The sequence below is a fragment of the Stakelama marina genome (assembly GCF_018122655.1).
In the GTDB taxonomy this organism is placed as follows: domain Bacteria; phylum Pseudomonadota; class Alphaproteobacteria; order Sphingomonadales; family Sphingomonadaceae; genus Sphingomonas; species Sphingomonas marina.
In genome coordinates, this window is record NZ_JAGRQC010000001.1 from 657,950 (window position 1) to 674,863 (window position 16,914).

19 protein-coding genes are annotated in these 16,914 nt (G+C 63.1%); 8 read left to right on the forward strand and 11 right to left on the reverse strand.

From position 1 onward, the window contains the following. Positions 1-135 precede the first annotated feature (135 nt). From rpoD to J7S20_RS03120, 5 genes are read right to left on the reverse strand one after another with little or no spacing between them, the layout of a single operon-like run. Entirely contained in the window at positions 136-2,166 is a 2,031-nt protein-coding gene (gene rpoD, locus J7S20_RS03100) for an RNA polymerase sigma factor RpoD (RefSeq protein WP_284052762.1), read from the reverse strand. Between the two features lie 13 nt (positions 2,167-2,179). After that, on the reverse strand, positions 2,180-4,036 hold the full coding sequence (gene dnaG, locus J7S20_RS03105) for a DNA primase (protein WP_284052763.1): 1,857 nt from the start codon (positions 4,034-4,036) through the stop codon (positions 2,180-2,182). Next, positions 4,033-4,275, reverse strand: a complete 243-nt coding sequence (locus J7S20_RS03110) for an endonuclease domain-containing protein (protein ID WP_430980894.1) — start codon at positions 4,273-4,275, stop codon at positions 4,033-4,035. The genes dnaG and J7S20_RS03110 overlap by 4 nt, the downstream gene beginning before the upstream one ends. Then, entirely contained in the window at positions 4,247-4,408 is a 162-nt protein-coding gene (locus J7S20_RS16330; RefSeq protein ID WP_430980895.1) for a DUF559 domain-containing protein, read from the reverse strand. The genes J7S20_RS03110 and J7S20_RS16330 overlap by 29 nt, the downstream gene beginning before the upstream one ends. 44 nt (positions 4,409-4,452) lie before the next feature. After that, entirely contained in the window at positions 4,453-4,902 is a 450-nt protein-coding gene (locus tag J7S20_RS03120) for a GatB/YqeY domain-containing protein (protein ID WP_284052765.1), read from the reverse strand. Positions 4,903-5,038: 136 nt separating this feature from the next. Here J7S20_RS03120 and carA point away from each other — a divergent pair, with 136 nt between their 5' ends. The 5 genes from carA (at position 5,039) to J7S20_RS03145 (ending at position 11,610) form a co-directional block, all read left to right on the forward strand. Further along, positions 5,039-6,292, forward strand: a complete 1,254-nt coding sequence (gene carA / locus J7S20_RS03125; RefSeq protein ID WP_284052766.1) for a glutamine-hydrolyzing carbamoyl-phosphate synthase small subunit — start codon at positions 5,039-5,041, stop codon at positions 6,290-6,292. Further along, positions 6,289-6,990 carry a hypothetical protein gene (locus J7S20_RS03130; RefSeq protein ID WP_284052767.1) on the forward strand — a complete coding sequence of 234 codons (702 nt, stop codon included), beginning with the start codon at positions 6,289-6,291 and terminating at the stop codon, positions 6,988-6,990. Before carA ends, J7S20_RS03130 begins: the two co-directional genes overlap by 4 nt. After that, a complete protein-coding gene (gene carB / locus J7S20_RS03135) occupies positions 6,990-10,379 on the forward strand; it encodes a carbamoyl-phosphate synthase large subunit (RefSeq protein ID WP_284052768.1) in 3,390 nt (1,129 codons plus the stop codon). The genes J7S20_RS03130 and carB overlap by 1 nt, the downstream gene beginning before the upstream one ends. Before the next feature lie 84 nt (positions 10,380-10,463). Beyond that, entirely contained in the window at positions 10,464-10,940 is a 477-nt protein-coding gene (greA, locus tag J7S20_RS03140) for a transcription elongation factor GreA (protein ID WP_284052769.1), read from the forward strand. Between the two features lie 4 nt (positions 10,941-10,944). Further along, positions 10,945-11,610, forward strand: a complete 666-nt coding sequence (locus J7S20_RS03145) for a rhomboid family intramembrane serine protease (protein ID WP_284052770.1) — start codon at positions 10,945-10,947, stop codon at positions 11,608-11,610. Here J7S20_RS03145 and J7S20_RS03150 read toward each other — a convergent pair. The 5 genes from J7S20_RS03150 to J7S20_RS03170 form a co-directional block, all read right to left on the reverse strand. Continuing rightward, positions 11,594-11,824, reverse strand: a complete 231-nt coding sequence (locus J7S20_RS03150) for a DUF4170 domain-containing protein (RefSeq protein ID WP_284052771.1) — start codon at positions 11,822-11,824, stop codon at positions 11,594-11,596. The two genes, J7S20_RS03145 and J7S20_RS03150, sit on opposite strands and share 17 nt — an antisense overlap. Positions 11,825-11,912: 88 nt before the next feature. Continuing rightward, entirely contained in the window at positions 11,913-12,359 is a 447-nt protein-coding gene (locus tag J7S20_RS03155) for a hypothetical protein (protein WP_284052772.1), read from the reverse strand. A 66-nt stretch (positions 12,360-12,425) separates the two neighbouring features. Beyond that, the gene (locus J7S20_RS03160; RefSeq protein WP_284052773.1) at positions 12,426-12,701 is read right to left on the reverse strand and encodes a hypothetical protein; all 276 of its coding nucleotides are present in this window, start codon (positions 12,699-12,701) and stop codon (positions 12,426-12,428) included. A gap of 9 nt (positions 12,702-12,710) precedes the next feature. Then, complete coding sequence (locus tag J7S20_RS03165; RefSeq protein WP_284052774.1) at positions 12,711-13,067, reverse strand: phage holin family protein; 357 nt, start codon at positions 13,065-13,067, stop codon at positions 12,711-12,713. A 17-nt stretch (positions 13,068-13,084) separates the two neighbouring features. Next, positions 13,085-13,603: a hypothetical protein gene (locus tag J7S20_RS03170; RefSeq protein ID WP_284052775.1), complete on the reverse strand. Its 519-nt coding sequence runs from the start codon at positions 13,601-13,603 to the stop codon at positions 13,085-13,087. Between the two features lie 147 nt (positions 13,604-13,750). On the opposite strand from J7S20_RS03170, the gene eno reads away from it, so the two are divergent. Beyond that, complete coding sequence (eno, locus tag J7S20_RS03175; protein WP_284052776.1) at positions 13,751-15,028, forward strand: phosphopyruvate hydratase; 1,278 nt, start codon at positions 13,751-13,753, stop codon at positions 15,026-15,028. Here eno and J7S20_RS03180 read toward each other — a convergent pair. Continuing rightward, complete coding sequence (locus J7S20_RS03180; protein WP_284052777.1) at positions 15,025-15,396, reverse strand: tRNA-binding protein; 372 nt, start codon at positions 15,394-15,396, stop codon at positions 15,025-15,027. The genes eno and J7S20_RS03180 overlap by 4 nt on opposite strands. 45 nt (positions 15,397-15,441) lie before the next feature. Here J7S20_RS03180 and J7S20_RS03185 point away from each other — a divergent pair, with 45 nt between their 5' ends. After that, positions 15,442-15,756, forward strand: a complete 315-nt coding sequence (locus J7S20_RS03185; protein ID WP_284052778.1) for an FtsB family cell division protein — start codon at positions 15,442-15,444, stop codon at positions 15,754-15,756. A gap of 111 nt (positions 15,757-15,867) precedes the next feature. After that, positions 15,868-16,914 carry a pyruvate dehydrogenase (acetyl-transferring) E1 component subunit alpha gene (pdhA, locus tag J7S20_RS03190; RefSeq protein WP_284052779.1) on the forward strand — a complete coding sequence of 349 codons (1,047 nt, stop codon included), beginning with the start codon at positions 15,868-15,870 and terminating at the stop codon, positions 16,912-16,914.

Below are 16,914 nucleotides of genomic sequence, written 5' to 3' on the forward strand. Positions count from 1 at the left end.
GTCGACGGCAGCGAAAACACGAGCGTCCGGCATGGCCGAGAAAATTGATCTGAGCCCCTGTTAGCGAGGCGCTCGTGTGGCCGGAAAAGAAAATTCCCGGCGGCTCCTTCGCGGGGCCGCCGGGAATCGATCATATCACTGGTCGAGGAAGCTCCGCATCTTGCGACTGCGGCTGGGATGCTTGAGCTTCCGCAGCGCTTTCGCTTCGATCTGGCGGATACGTTCGCGGGTCACGCTGAACTGCTGGCCGACCTCCTCAAGCGTGTGATCGGTGTTCATGCCGATGCCGAAACGCATGCGCAGCACGCGCTCCTCACGCGGCGTCAGGCTGGCGAGGACGCGCGTCACCGTTTCCTTCAGATTGGACTGAATGGCGGCATCCACCGGAATGACCGCATTCTTGTCCTCGATGAAATCGCCGAGATGGCTGTCTTCCTCATCGCCGATCGGCGTTTCGAGCGAAATCGGCTCCTTGGCGATCTTCATCACCTTGCGCACCTTTTCGAGCGGCATGGAGAGGCGCTCGGCCATTTCCTCGGGCGTGGGCTCGCGGCCCTGCTCGTGGAGGAACTGGCGGCTGGTGCGGACCAGCTTGTTGATCGTCTCGATCATGTGGACCGGGATACGGATCGTGCGCGCCTGGTCGGCGATCGAGCGAGTGATCGCCTGGCGAATCCACCAGGTCGCATAGGTCGAGAATTTGTAGCCGCGGCGATATTCGAACTTATCGACCGCCTTCATCAGGCCGATATTGCCTTCCTGGATCAGGTCGAGGAACTGCAATCCGCGATTGGTGTATTTCTTCGCGATCGAGATCACGAGGCGCAGATTCGCCTCGACCATCTCCTTCTTCGCGATTCGCGCCTCGCGTTCGCCCTTCTGCACCATGTTCACGATGCGGCGGAATTCGGCGAGCGCCATGCCGGTCTGCTGAGAAATCTCGGCGATTTCGGTGCGGATGCGGTCGACGGCATTGCCCTCGGCGTCGGCAAAGGCCTTCCACTTCTTGTCGATCTTGGCGACGGCGGTCAGCCAGCCCTCGTCGAGCTCGTGATCGACATATTGGGTGAGGAAGTCCCGGCGCTTGACCTTGTGCCGCTCTGCAAGGCGCAGCATCTGTCCGCCCAGCGCGGTCAGGCGCCGGTTGAAGCTGTAGAGCTGGTCGACGAGATATTCGATCTTCGCCTGGTGGAACTGGACGCTTTCGACCTCTGCCGTCAGGTCCTCGCGCAGCTTCTGGTACTTGCGCTCATCGGCTGCGGAAAGCTCACCGCCCGCCGCCATCGCGTCGAGCCGCTTCGACTGCATCGCCGAGAATTTCTTGTAGAGCTCGGTGATCGTCGCGAATTTCTCGAGCGCCTGCGGCTTGAGCGTCTCTTCCATTTGCGCGAGCGAGAGGGTGTTGTCCTCTTCGTCGTCATCCTCGTTCCGCTTGGCGCGGCGCTCGGTCATCGACGATTCTTCGTCATCCTCCGACTCGTCCTCGACATCGTCGTCTTCCTTGAACGACGGGCCGGCGGTCTTTTCGGAAATCTCGCCATTATCGTCCTCATCCTCGTCGGAGAGGCTTTCGGGCGCCGGTTCCTTGGTCAGCATCGCGTCGAGATCGAGAATCTCGCGCAGCTGCATTTCGCCTTCGTTCAGCGCGTTCGACCAGTCGATGATCGCGTGAAAGGTGATCGGGCTTTCGCACAGGCCGAGGATCATCGTGTCGCGGCCGGCCTCGATGCGCTTGGCGATGGCGATTTCGCCCTCGCGGCTGAGCAGTTCGACCGCGCCCATCTCGCGCAGATACATCCGCACGGGATCGTCGGTGCGATCGACCGTTTCCTTCTTCTTCGGAGCCTCGTTGGTCGAAGCCTTTTTCGAGCTGTCCGAACCCGCATCGACCTCATCGGGCGTGTCGTCGTCCGGTTCGCCGTCCTCGCCGGCTTCCTCATTCTCGACGACGTTCACGCCCATATCGTTGAGCGCCGCCATCACGTCCTCGATCTGCTCGGAGGACATCTGGTCCTGCGGGAGCATCTCGTTGAGCTGGTCCACGGTGATGTACCCGCGCTTCTTCGCACGGGCGACCAGCTTTTTGAGCGACCCCTCGTTCAAATCGATCAGCGGAGCGTCGCCCGTCTCGTTGTCAGCGACTTCCGCCGTATTCGCCTTCGCCATCAATTGCCCTCGATTACGCAATAGTGCCGCTGTCTTCGTCGCCCAGCATCAGATTTGCAAGACGCGCTTCCAGCATTTGTCGTTCCTTTACCAGCGCCACCTGCCGCGCAAAGGCCTCTTCGGTAAAGCCATTCTGCACCGCAGCCGTCGCATCGGCCAGTGCCGCATCGACCGCGGGTCGCGCTGCGAGCACTGCTATCGCCTCGTCCAGATCCGCCCGCGCACGGCTTTCGTCGGCGCCGCTTTGCGTGAAAGAGAAAGGTAGCGTGTCAGCTCGCAACAGGTCGCTGGCCATCTCGTCGAACCCGGACGATGCCAATATGGTGCGCAATCGCGCGCCATCAAGCGCCTGATCTTCAAGCGCGACGTCGATTACCGCCTCGAACAGTCTCCCAAGCGCTCCATCTGCCATTTTCAGCGTGCCGAGCACCTCCATATGACGGGCGATTTCGGCGGGATGGCGAATCAGTCCGGCCAGTACGGCTTTCGCCAGAACGCGGTCGATACCACCGCTGTTGACGTTGCGCGCCTCGGCGGAAGGGGGCGGTTCGGGCGGCTTCCACGGCCCACGGCGCTGGCCGCCCTGACGCGGCTGGAAGGCGCGGCGCGGGGGAGGCGCGAAAAGCTGGTCGAAGCGCCGCCGAAATTCGGCAAGATATTCGGAGCGTACCACCGGATCGCCGATCGTCTGCGCATGTTCGGTCAGGCGGTGGCGCAGCCCGGCGCGCGCTTCGGGCGTTTCGATCGGTTCGGCTGTGACCTCGTGCGCCCAGATGCGCTCGACCAGAGGTTCGGGTTTCTTGAGCAGCTGTTCGAAGGCGGCGGGACCGCGCTGGCGGACCAGATCGTCCGGATCGAGTCCCTCGGGCAGCACCACGAATCCCAGGCTGCGTCCGGGCTGGAGCATCGGCAGTGCTCGCAAGGCCGCGCGCATCGCCGCCTTTTGTCCCGCCGAATCGCCGTCGAAGCAGAGCAGCGGAACATCGGCCATCCGCCACAGCCGCTCGAGCTGTTGCTCGGTCATCGCGGTGCCGAGGGGCGCTACCGCTTCCTCGAACCCGGCCTGGGCGAGCGCGATCACGTCCATATAGCCCTCGACCGCTATCACCCGGCCAGCCTTGCGCGCGGCGGCCTGTGCCCGGTCGAGATTGTAGAGGTTACGTCCCTTGTCGAAGAGCGGGGTTTCGGGCGAGTTGAGATATTTCGGCTCACCGTCGCCGATGATCCGTCCGCCAAATGCGATCACGCGGCCGCGAACGTCGCGAATCGGAATCATCAGCCGCCCGCGGAACCGGTCATAGGGCTCCTTGCCCTCGACCTGGATCAGCATGCCCGCCTCGACCAGCTTGGGATCGCCGTAATTCGACAGCGCCTGGCGGAGCTTGCTGCGCGAATCGGGAGCGAAGCCGAACCCGAACCGGCGCGCCGTCTCTGCACTGATCCCGCGCCGTTCGAGCACCGCGCGAGCCTCGGCACCGGGCAGGCCGTGAAGCTGTTCGGTGAACCACTGCGCGGCGTCGGCCATCAGCTCGTGGAGCCCCTTCTGCCGCTCGGCGCGTTCCGCGGAGCGGCGGTCGGGGGCGGGTACTTCCATGCCGGCGGCGGCGGCGAGTTCCTTCACCGCGTCCATGAAGGGCAGGCCGCGCTGATCGGTCATCCAGCGAATGGCATCGCCATGCGCGCCGCAGCCGAAGCAGTGGTAGAAACCCTTGTCGTCGTTGATCGTGAAGCTGGGCGTCTTTTCCTGGTGGAACGGGCAGCACGCCTTCCATTCACGCCCCGCGCGCTGGAGCTTCACCGACTTGCCGATGAGCGTGGACAGCGTCGTGCGAGCGCGCAGTTCGTCGAGGAATGCGGGGGTGAGGGTCATGGGTTCCCCTCCCGCTTGCGGGAGGGGTTAGGGGAGGGCATTTCGACCAATACGCGCTCGATCTCCGTCACCACACCTTCGACCCGCTCTATCACATCGTTGTTCCAGAACCGGATCACGCGATACCCCTCGGCTTCCAGAAAGCGCGAGCGATCGCGATCCTGTTCCGTCTGCGAAGCGTGCTGCCCGCCATCGACTTCGATGACGAGTTTAGCACCCCGGGAGACAAAGTCGCACACGAAAGGACCAATGGGGACCTTGGCGATTGAACCGGACTCCTGCGACCTGACGCGCTCGCAGAAATTCCCATAGGCGGCGCTCCGCCGGCGTCGCATCGCGCCTGAGCCTACGGGCTTTGGTCCGAGTTTCCATTCCCTCCCCCGACCCCTCCCGCTAGCGGGAGGGGAGACCTGCCCTTAACCCAAAGACGCCTTCACCAGTCCGCTGGCCTTGCTCATGTCGAGCTGGGTGCCGTGGCGCGCTTTCAGTTCGGCCATCACCTTGCCCATATCCTTCATGCCGGTCGCGCCGACATCGGCCTTTACCTGCTCGATCGCGGCCTTGGTCTCGGCCTCGTCCATCTGGGCGGGCAGGAACTGTTCGATGACGGCGACTTCCGCCGCCTCGGCCTCCGCCAGTTCGGCGCGGCCGCCCTTTTCATACATGTCGATCGATTCGCGGCGCTGCTTGACCATCTTCTGCAGCACCTCGGTCACCAGCGCGTCGTCATCGGCCACCTCGCTGCCGCGCGCTTCGATGTCGCGGTTCTTTACGGCCGCCTGAACGAGGCGGATCGTGGCGGTGGTCTGCTTGTCGCCGCTCTTCATCGCGGTGACGAGTGCGGCTTTGATATCGTCGCGGATCATGGAACTGCTTTCGTTGGAATCAGTGTCGCGTGCGATGTAATGCAACGAGAGGCGGTTGACGACCCCGGCGGGTGCGTCTAGCGGACACGGCTTAGCGACATCGCCGGAACCTTAGTCTTTAGGAGTGCCCGCCACCATGGCCGACGCCAAACGCCACCTCGTGCCCGAAGGAGCGACGGGGGTATTGGTTCTGGCGTCAGGCGACGTGTTGTGGGGCAGGGGCTTCGGTGCCGAGGGCGAGGCCGTCGGCGAGGTCTGCTTCAACACCGCGATGACCGGTTATCAGGAGGTGATGACCGATCCCTCCTATGCCGGGCAGATCATCACCTTCACCTTTCCGCATATCGGCAATGTCGGCACCAATGCCGAAGATATCGAGGCGAACGACCCGCATGCGCTCGGCATGATCGTGCGCGAGGACGTGACCGAGCCGTCCAATTTCCGCTCGGTCGAGCGGCTCGACCAGTGGATGGCGGGCCACGCGCGCATCGGCCTTTCCGGTATCGACACCCGCGCGCTGACCCGGCGTATCCGCGAGGGCGGAGCGCCCAACGGCGTGATCGCGCATTCGAAGGCGGGCGAGTTCGACATTCCGAAGCTGCTCCAGATGGCGCGCGACTGGCCGGGGCTCGAGGGCATGGACCTCGCGAAAGAGGTCACGACCGAGACGCATTACGGCTGGGAAGGCGGCGTTTGGCGGCTGGGGTTCGGGTATGAGGGCGAGGGCGAACGTGTCTCGACTTCGCTCGGCACGAACGGAGATGTAGGCGACGACTCCACAAGCCAACCGTTGGTTTCGAGCGAAGTCGAGAAACCCGGAACCGGGGCTCGCCCCCATGTCGTCGCGATCGACTACGGTGCCAAGCGCAACATCTACCGCAACCTGGTGGAGGCCGGCGCAAAGGTCTCCGTCCTTCCCGCCACCGCCAGCTTCGACGATGTCATGGCGCTGAAGCCCGACGGCATTTTCCTGTCGAACGGCCCCGGCGATCCGGCGGCGACCGGCGAATATGCCGTGCCGGTGATCCAGAAGCTGATCGACACGGGCCTGCCGATCTTCGGCATCTGCCTGGGCCATCAGCTCCTCGCGCTCGCGGTGGGGGCTCAGACGACCAAGATGTTCCAGGGGCATCGCGGTGCCAACCACCCGGTCAAGCGGCTGAGCGACGGCGTGGTCGAGATCACCAGCATGAACCACGGCTTTTCCGTGAAGGGCGATACGCTCCCCGCCAATGCGCGCGAGACGCATGTGTCGCTGTTCGACGGCTCCAACGCCGGGTTCGAACTGACCGACAAGCCCGTCTTCGCCGTCCAGTATCACCCCGAAGCCAGCCCAGGCCCGCAGGACAGCTTCTACCTGTTCGAGCGCTTTGTGGGGATGTTGGGGTGAGCGAACAAGGGACCGAGCGAGCAGTGCTCGATTATTTTAATTCCTCTCGCGAGGATGAGAACCCGTTTCGCAGTCTAACGACGCTGTTTGAAAACGTGGCAGGTCAATCAGTTCCGTACGCAGATAGCTACGACGTGGAGGATGAAGTCTATTCCAAAGAAGCACTTCGCGTGATTCTTGACCAGATGGTTTCTGACGGACTGTTAGAGACTAAAATGGGAGAACGGGACTACGAGGCGTCTTATTGTCTGACTGACCAAGGCGTTTATGAGGCAAGCGGATTCGACCAGTTAGCAGTTGGCACACCTGCGAATTCGCTAGTCACCGAAGACGGAGTTCCAATCGTCACGGAAAGCGGCGACTTTATTATAGTCGGTGACGTTCCCGAGGCTGACATCCGTCATGCTGCCATCACAGTGAATAGTGCTGAGTGGACTGGATTAACGAAAACCATTGTTGATGCGCGTAATGCGAGAGTTGTAAGCAGTTTGATTAACAAGGCGCTGGATAGTCTGCCAGGCGCGCATGCCGACAACTTCAAAACAATGCAAGCGGCAGCTTACCTAAAAGCTGCGCGTGAATTGGTTGATGCGCCCGAACCGCCCTCCGAAGAAATCTGGCGTCTTATTAGTCGAGCTGCCGATATCATTGGATTGGCTGGCCTGTTTTTTACTATTTTTTCTCAGGCTTTCAAATAATGCCCAAACGCACTGACATTTCCTCCATCCTCGTCATCGGCGCCGGTCCGATCATCATCGGGCAGGCGTGCGAGTTCGATTATTCGGGTACGCAGGCGATCAAGGCGCTGCGCGAGGAAGGCTACCGGATCGTCCTCGTCAATTCGAACCCGGCGACGATCATGACCGATCCCGAGCTGGCGGATGCGACCTATGTCGAGCCGATCACGCCCGAGATCGTCGCCAAGATCATCGAGAAGGAGCGGCCCGACGCCGTTCTGCCGACGATGGGCGGGCAGACCGCGCTCAACACCGCGCTCGCGCTCGACCGCGACGGTACGCTGGAGAAGTTCGGCTGCCAGATGATCGGCGCCAATGCAGAGGCGATCGACAAGGCCGAGGACCGCGAGAAATTCCGCGCGGCGATGGACAGGATCGGCCTCGAATCCCCGCGCGCCGCGATCGCCGCCGCGCCGGAGATCAAGGACGAGAACGGCCGCGTTATCGGCTATGACAAGCCGCGCGGCGTCGTGCGCGCGATGGAGCTGATGGACGAGATCGGCCTGCCCGCGATCATCCGCCCGGCCTTCACGCTGGGCGGCACCGGCGGCGGCGTCGCGTATAACCGCGAGGAATTCGAACATTATGCGCGCTCCGGCATCGAGGCATCGCCGGTCGGTCAGATCCTGATCGACGAGTCGCTGCTCGGCTGGAAGGAATATGAGATGGAGGTGGTCCGCGACCGCGCGGACAACTGCATCATCATCTGCGCGATCGAGAATGTCGACCCGATGGGGGTGCACACGGGCGATTCGATCACCGTCGCACCGGCGCTGACGCTGACCGACAAGGAATATCAGGTCATGCGCAATGCCAGCCTGGCGGTGCTGCGTGAAATCGGCGTCGAAACAGGCGGTTCGAACGTACAGTTCGCAGTCAATCCGAAGGACGGCCGGCTGGTCGTCATCGAGATGAACCCGCGCGTGTCGCGTTCCTCTGCGCTGGCGTCGAAGGCGACGGGCTTTCCGATCGCCAAGGTCGCGGCGAAGCTGGCGGTCGGCTACACGCTCGACGAAATCGACAACGACATCACCGGCGTCACGCCCGCATCGTTCGAGCCGATGATCGACTATGTCGTGACAAAGATCCCGCGCTTCGCTTTCGAAAAGTTCAAGGGCGCCGAACCCGTGCTCGCCACCGCGATGAAGTCGGTGGGCGAGGTCATGGCGATCGGCCGAAACATCCACGAATCGATGCAGAAGGCGCTGCGCGGGCTGGAAACCGGGCTTTCGGGCTTCAACACGGTCGAGCGGCTGCGCGGCGCGACACGTCCGGTGATCGAGGCGGCGCTCGCTAAGCCGACGCCCGAACGCCTGCTCGTCGTGGCGCAGGCATTGCGCGAAGGACTGACCGTCGCTGATGTGCAGGCGATCACCAAATACGATCCGTGGTTCCTCGAACGCATCGCCGAGATCGTGCGTGCCGAGGAGCAGGTGTGCCGCGGCGGCCTGCCGCAGGATGCCGCCGGTATGCGCAAGCTCAAATCGATGGGCTTTTCGGACAAGCGGCTCGCCTGGCTGGCGCTGCAATCGGCGAATCTGCGCGAGGGCAGCGAGCGCGCGGTGGCGCGTGGCTCGGGGCTGATTCACGAGGCGGTCAAGGCGATGACCGGCGGTGTGACCGAGGCCGAGGTGCGCAAGCTGCGCCACAAGCTGGGCGTGCGCCCGGTCTATAAGCGCATCGACACCTGCGCCGCCGAGTTCGAAGCGAAGACGCCGTACATGTATTCGACCTACGAGGCGCCGAGCTTTGGCGAGCCCGAGAACGAGGCGATGCCGAGCGACCGCAAGAAGGTCGTGATCCTCGGCGGCGGGCCGAACCGGATCGGGCAGGGCATCGAGTTCGATTATTGCTGCTGCCACGCCTGTTTCGCGCTCGAAGAGGCCGGGTTCGAGACCATCATGGTCAATTGCAATCCCGAGACGGTTTCGACCGATTACGACACTTCAGACCGGCTGTATTTCGAACCGCTGACCGTCGAGGACGTTCTCGAGATTTTGCATGTCGAACAGTCGAAGGGCGAACTGGCGGGGGTCATCGTCCAGTTCGGCGGGCAGACGCCGCTCAGCCTGGCCCGTGCTCTTGAGGAAGCGGGGATTCCGATCCTCGGCACCGCGCCCGATGCGATCGACCTTGCCGAGGATCGCGAACGCTTTGCGGCGATGGTTGCCAAGCTCGACCTGAAACAGCCCGACAACGGCATCGCGCGCAGCCGTGACGAGGCGATCGCGGTGGCCGAACGCATTGGCTATCCGGTGCTGACACGCCCGAGCTATGTGCTCGGCGGTCGGGCGATGGAGATCGTCGATTCCACGCAGCAGCTCGAGGAATATATCGAAACCGCGGTGCAGGTTTCGGGCGACAGTCCGGTGCTGATCGACCAGTATCTGCGCGACGCGATCGAGGTCGATGTCGATGCCATTGCCGACGGCACCGACGTCGTCGTCGCGGGCGTGCTCCAGCATATCGAGGAAGCCGGCGTCCATTCGGGCGACAGCGCCTGCGCGATTCCGCCGCATAGCCTGCCCGACGACATCATCGCCGAGATCGAGAAGCAAACCGAGGCGCTGGCGCGGGCGCTCAAGGTGCGCGGCCTGATGAACATCCAGTTCGCGGTGAAGGATGGCGAGGTCTATCTGATCGAGGTCAACCCGCGCGCGAGCCGCACCGTGCCCTTCGTCGCCAAGGCGATCGGCGCGCCCATCGCCAAGATCGCCGCGCGCGTGATGGCGGGCGAGAAGCTTGCTGATCTGCCGAGGATCGACCGCGCGATCGACTATGTCGCGGTGAAGGAAGCCGTATTCCCCTGGAGCCGCTTCCCCGGTGTCGACCCCGTGCTCTCGCCGGAAATGAAGAGCACCGGCGAAGTCATGGGGATCGATAGCGATTTCGCCGTCGCCTTCGCGAAGTCGCAGCTCGGCGCGGGCGTGGTCCTGCCGACGGGCGGCACCGTCTTCATCAGCGTGAAGGACAGCGACAAGCCCGTGATCGTGGAGGGCGCGAAGATGCTCGCCGATCATGGTTTCAAGATCGTCGCGACTGGCGGAACCGCGGACTATCTGACGCAGCAGGGCATCGAGATCGAGCGGATCAACAAGGTTGCGCAGGGGCGGCCGCATATCGTCGACCGGATCCTCGACGGCGGCGTCGATCTGATCTTCAACACGACCGAAGGCTGGCAGTCGCTTCAGGACTCGAAATCGATCCGCGCATCGGCGGTCAGCCAGAAGGTTCCGTACTTCACCACGGCACCTGCCAGCAACGCGGCGGCGCAGGCGATTGTGGCACTTTCGCGCCAGTCCCTTGAAGTGCGGTCCTTGCAGACCTATTATTCGCAACCGCACAACTGAACCTCCCCAATCGATGTTAAGGTGCGGGCGGCCCGGATATGGGACGCTTGAAACAGGGGCTGTGAGACAAGGGATTCGAGATCTATGGCGACGGTCGAAAAGATGCCGATGCTGGCCGAGGGCCATGCAAAGCTGACCGAGCAGTTGAAGGCGCTGAAGGCGGAACGTCCGCAGATCGTGGATGCGATCGAAGAGGCGCGCGCGCACGGCGACCTGTCGGAAAACGCCGAATATCACGCAGCGAAAGAGCGCCAGGGCCAGATCGAGGCCTCGATTGCAGATATCGAGGACAAGCTGAGCCGCGCGCAGGTCATCGACCCCAAGGAGCTTTCGGGCGACAAGGTTGTGTTCGGCGCGACGGTGACGATGCTCGACGAGGACGACAAGCCGGTGAAGTACCAGATCGTCGGTCAGACCGAGGCCGATGCCAAGGCGGGTCGCATCTCGTACAACTCGCCGATGGGCCGCGCGCTGATCGGCAAGCGTGTCGATGACGAGGTCGAAGTGACGGTGCCTTCGGGCGACCGTTACTATCTCGTGTCCAAAATCGAGTTCATTTAAGCCGATGCGGGCGCGCGGTGCGCCTGCGACCTTTGCAATCGCGGCGCTGACCTTCGTCGTCAGCGTCGCTATCATCCTGCTGAACTGGATCGAACCCGCTGCGCTATGGGCCGGGTTCATTCCTGCGCGCGTATCGGGAACGTCCTATTTCGCGGCGCAGTACAAGCTGGCGCCGCTGATCCTGACGCCGCTTACCGCCACGCTGGTACATGGCGGCTTTCTCCACCTCGGCTTCAACCTGTTCATGCTGCTGTTCGCCGGGCAGCAATGCGAAAAGCTGCTCGGATGGAAGGCGGTTGCGGTGCTGTATCTGGTCGGCGCCTATGCATCGGTTGCTGCGCAGTGGCTCGCCGGTCCGGGTGCGCAGGTGCCGATGATCGGCGCGAGCGGCGCGATCTCGGCGCTGATGGGGACCTATGCGCTGCTCTATGGCCGTTCGCGGGCGAAGGCGATCGGTCCGATACCGGCGCGCGTTGTTCACGTCGTGTGGCTGGCGGTTGCCTGGACCGTGCTCAACCTGATGATCGGGATCATGAGCGCAGGCACCGACATGCCGGTCGCAGCGCCGGCGCATGTCGGTGGCTTTATTGCTGGGCTGGTGCTTGCCCGCCCGCTGTTGAGGTGGCGCTCCGGCGCGGCGGAGCCTCGTCCCGTCAGCTTTTCGGAGTGAGCGCGATATCGGGCTCGAGCAGCCGGTGCAGATGTACGACGACATATTTCATCTCGGCATCGTCCACGGTGCGCTGTGCGGCGGCGCGCCACGCCTTTTCGGCGCTCTTGTAGTCGGGAAAGATGCCGACGACGTCGATATCCTTCAGGTCGGTGAAATCCAGCGTCTGCGGGTCGCTGACGCGGCCGCCGAATACGAGGTGCAAAAGGCTCATCGTTCAAACTCCCGGGGGATCAGGTTCGGCGAAAGCGCATAGCCGCTCATGCGCGTCACTCAAGCCCCCGAACGCCTGAATCTCCGCCTCAGGACGATTTCTTTTCGGTCGCGGCCGATTTCCCCGCGTCAACCGCGGCCTTTGCGATGTGACCCAGGATGCCGCTGGCCTTGTTCTTCGCGGTCTCACGATCGGGGGCGAGCGATTCGAATTCTTCCTTGCCCGCGTCGCGTGCTGCGAGCGCCGCGGCTTTTGCTCCTTCGGCGACGCGCTTTCCGACCGGGCGAAGCGCTTCTTTTTCGCGTTCCGAACTCGGGATGAGCGCGCCTGCGAGCATGCCCACCGCTGCTCCGCCGATCAGAACGGCAAGCGGGTTGGCCTCAACGCCCTCGCCGGCACGGTGCGCGGCATCGCGCGTGCGCTTGCGAGCGCTGGAATAGGTTTCGCTTGCGCTTTCCTGTGTCTTGTCGATTGCCGAGCGCGCCTTGGCGCGGATTCCGCTCTTGCTCTGGGGCGGGGTCCGGGTGTCGGTCATGGACGGTATCCTTTCTTCGGGCGGTGCGCCCATTTCTAGTTCAAACTCCTGATGCGGTCAGCGGTTTCATGCCGCCTTCGCGCGGCTACCGCGACGCGATCGTTTGGACAGGAACAACACGGCGACGGTCGCCATACCAAGCAACAGTACGGGGTGTCGGGAAAGGGCGCGAGCGCCCGTTGCCACCGCGATTTCTGTTTTGTCGCGTATCTTGCCCCTGGCTTCGTCGGCCAGGTTGGCGGGCCGCATGCGGCGCTTCACCTGCTCGAACGTCGCGAGCATCTGATAACGTGCCTGCAGCGCTTCGGCATTGGCGGTACGGAGTTGCTGACTGTCGCTCAATGATTCGGCCTATAGTTTGTCGCGTGGGGTCGCCGGGCGCTTGGCGTTCTGGAAAAAGCGCAGTGCCGCGCGAACCATGAGGGCGGACATTGCGAGTGCTATGCCCGTCACAATGACCACCGCCCATATCGCGCCCACCACAGGCATGAGGATGATGATCGCGCCGACGAGCAACGCGATCAGCGCGGCGTAAGCGAGCGTCGCTCCCGCCACGCCGAGCGCCAGCGCCAGCTTCACGTCGTTGGCGCGATCCCGGGCCAGCGCCTTGTAATATTCGCCTTCGGCCCTCGCCCAGTCGCGCGTTTCGCGCGCGAGCTGTGCGAGTTGGGTGCCGAGGCCGGGCTCTTCCGGTCCGTTGTTCTGCACGGTGCCTCGTTTCAATGTCAGATCGATGTGTCCGAATCGATGCCGGACTTGAGGATGCGGGCGAAAATGAATCCGACCGCGGCCGCGGCGCCCAGCGCGATGGCGGGGCTTTTGCGAACGAACTGGCGCGCTTCTTCGAGAAGGTCGTCGACATCGGCGTCCCGCAGCCGGTCTGCGAGATCGGAAACCGAACCGGCGGCGCTGTGCGCATAGCGGCCATATTCCGAACCGAACTTGTCATCCACGCTGCCGGCTGCGTCCTTGATGACCTTGGCCGCTTCGTCGAGCGCGCCCGTCGCCTTTTCCTTGCCCTGCTCGGCATAGCCGCGGGCCTTGTCGCCTGCCTGGCGGGAGGCCTTTCCGGCTTCCTCCTTTATCACTTCCTTTGCGTTCTTGGCCTTGCCGGCGCCGTCCTTCACAGGCGCGGCGGGCTTGGGTGACGCCCTGGGCGCTTTCGGTGCAGTCGCAGTCGAGGAAGGTGTCGCACTTCCCGGTCCCTCCTTGATCGGGGTCGCGGGAGTCTTTTCTTCAGCCATTTCGGAACCCTTTCATCATTCAAGCGAAACAACCACAAGCGCGCTGGCCGGTTCCATGCCCGATGCGAATTGCCCTGTGCCGCGTGACGGCGTAGAGGGCTGCGCAGCCAACCGCCGGCCCGTCATTACAGGTAGGGAGATCATTTCGTGACCGCAATCATCGACATCCACGCGCGCCAGATTTTCGATAGTCGCGGCAACCCGACGGTCGAGGTCGACGTGATGCTCGAAGACGGCAGCTTCGGTCGCGCAGCGGTGCCGTCGGGCGCGTCGACCGGTGCGCACGAGGCCGTCGAAAAGCGCGATGGCGACAAGTCACGTTATATGGGCAAGGGCGTCAGCCAGGCGGTCGAAGCGGTCAACGCCGATATCGCCGAAGCCTTGCTGGGCGTCGAGGCCGAGGATCAGGGCGAGATCGACGCCATGATGATCGAGCTCGACGGCACCGACAACAAGGGGCGGCTTGGCGCGAACGCGATCCTGGGCGTGAGCCTGGCCGTCGCCAAGGCTGCGGCCGATGCGCGTGGCCTGCCGCTGTATCGCTATGTCGGGGGCGTCGGCGCACATCTGCTGCCCGTGCCGATGATGAACATCATCAATGGCGGCGAACATGCCGACAACCCGATCGATTTCCAGGAATTCATGGTCATGCCGGTCGGGGCCGACAGCATCGCGGAGGCGGTCCGTTGCGGTTCGGAAATCTTCCATACGCTGAAAAAGGCGCTCAGCGAACGCGGCCTTTCGACGTCTGTCGGCGACGAGGGCGGCTTTGCGCCGGCGCTTGCCTCGACCACCGATGCGCTCGACGTCATCATGAAATCGATCGAGACCGCCGGCTACAAGCCCGGCGACGACGTCATGCTGGCGCTCGACTGCGCTTCGACCGAATTTTTCCGCGACGGCGCGTACCACATGGAAGGCGAGGGCAAGACGCTCAGCCCGCAGGAAATGGCCGAATATCTCGATGATCTTATCGGTCGCTATCCGATCTTGTCGGTCGAGGACGGTATGGCCGAGGACGATTTCGAGGGTTGGAAGGCGCATACCGACCTGTCGGGCGACAAGGTGCAGCTGGTCGGCGACGACCTGTTCGTGACCAATCCGAAGCGGCTTGCCGACGGGATCAAGCGCGGGCTGGCCAATTCGCTGCTCGTGAAGGTCAATCAGATCGGTACGCTGACCGAGACGCTGGAGGCGGTCAGCCTGGCGCAGCGTTCATCCTACACGGCGGTAATGTCGCATCGTTCGGGCGAGACCGAGGATGCGACGATTGCCGACCTGGCGGTTGCTACCAATTGCGGCCAGATCAAGACCGGCAGCCTCGCGCGGTCGGACCGGCTTGCGAAATACAACCAGCTCATCCGCATCGAGGAGGAACTGGGCGACGTGGCGCGCTATGCCGGTCGCTCGGTGCTGCGCGGCTAGAAGATTCGCGAACCGTTGGCGACGGGCTGGTCGGGCGCGAACAGCACGACTTCCCCGTCGCCATCGGGCACGCCTAGCGTCAGCACCTCCGACATGAAGGGGCCGATCTGGCGCGGCGGGAAGTTGACGACCGCAGCGACCTGGCGACCGATTAGCGTTTCGGGTTCATAATGCCGGGTGATCTGCGCGCTCGATTTGCGAACGCCGATCGGGTCACCGAAATCGATGCGGAGCTTGATCGCGGGCTTGCGTGCCTCGGGAAAGTCTTCCGCGGCGATAATCGTTCCGATCCGGATATCGACCGCGAGGAACTGGTCGAACTCGATCTCGGGCGCCGGTGGAGCGCCTTTTTCCGGCGTCAGGTGCATGTCGAAAATCCTTGCGTTGTTCACATGGTTGGGCGAAAATTAACTATGGCTCGCAGTCGTCCCATATCGTCGATACTTCGCACCGCCGGACTGCCGGCGGCGGCGATCATCCTGATGGCGTTCTTCGTCTATTACGCCGTGCTGGGGCCGAACGGCATCCTTGCCTATCACGATTATCAGCGTCAGCTGGTGCAGGCGAAGTCGCAATATGCGCAACTCGACAAGCAGCGCGCGACCCTGCGCAACCGCAAGGACCTGCTCGATCCGCGCCATGTGAATCCCGACCTTGCTGACGAAATGGTTCGTAAGGAGCTGAACGTGGTGCACCCCGATGAGGTTATCATTCCGCTGAATAAATGACGCGTGCGCGGTGAACGTCGGCGGTTGTGGCGCGTTGGCGTTGCAGTCGGGCGGAAAACGAGACTATAGGCACCTCCGTCTTCCTCCCCCAGGAACGAGAAGAGGTAATTTGTGGCCAAGGCACCTGCACGCAGCCGAAAAAGTACACCCCCCAAGGACAACCGCGAACGCCCGGCAGAGCCGCAGCGCTACAAGGCGTCGAAAGACGAGCTGCTGCAGTTCTACAAGGACATGCTGCTCATTCGCCGTTTCGAGGAAAAGGCCGGCCAGCTTTACGGCCTCGGCCTGATCGGCGGCTTCTGCCACCTTTATATCGGTCAGGAAGCGGTCGCGGTCGGCGTACAGTCGGCGCTATCCGACAAGGACTCGGTGATCACCGGATATCGCGATCACGGCCATATGCTGCTGTGCGGCATTCCGCCCAAGGACGTCATGGCCGAGCTGACCGGGCGTCAGGCCGGCATCTCCAAGGGCAAGGGCGGCTCGATGCACATGTTTTCGGTCGAGCATAAATTTTATGGCGGCCACGGCATCGTCGGCGCGCAGGTGCCGCTCGGCACCGGGCTGGCGTTCGCGCACAAGTATAGCGGCGACGGCGGCGTCAGCCTTGCCTATTTCGGCGACGGCGCGGCCAATCAGGGCCAGGTCTATGAGGCCTTCAACATGGCCGAGCTGTGGAAGCTTCCGATCGTCTTCGTGATCGAGAACAATCAATATGCGATGGGCACGAGCGTGAATCGCTCCTCGGCCGAGGATCAACTCTACAAGCGCGGCGAAAGCTTCCGCATCCCCGGCATCCAGGTCGACGGCATGGACGTGCTGGCTGCACGCGGCGCGGCCGAAGAAGCGCTCCAGTGGGTGCGTGACGGCAAGGGGCCGATCATCCTCGAGATGAAGACCTATCGCTATCGCGGTCATTCGATGTCCGACCCCGCCAAATATCGCAGCCGTGATGAGGTGCAGTCGGTGCGCGACAAGTCCGACCCGATCGAACATGCCAAGCGTGAGCTGATCGAGGCCGGTGTCAGCGAGGACGATATCAAGACCGTCGAGAAGGAAATGCGCAAACATATCAACGAGGCGGCGGACTTTGCCGAGAATGCGCCCGAACCCGAGGGCGGCGAACTGTATACCGACGTGCTGGTGGAGTCCTATTGA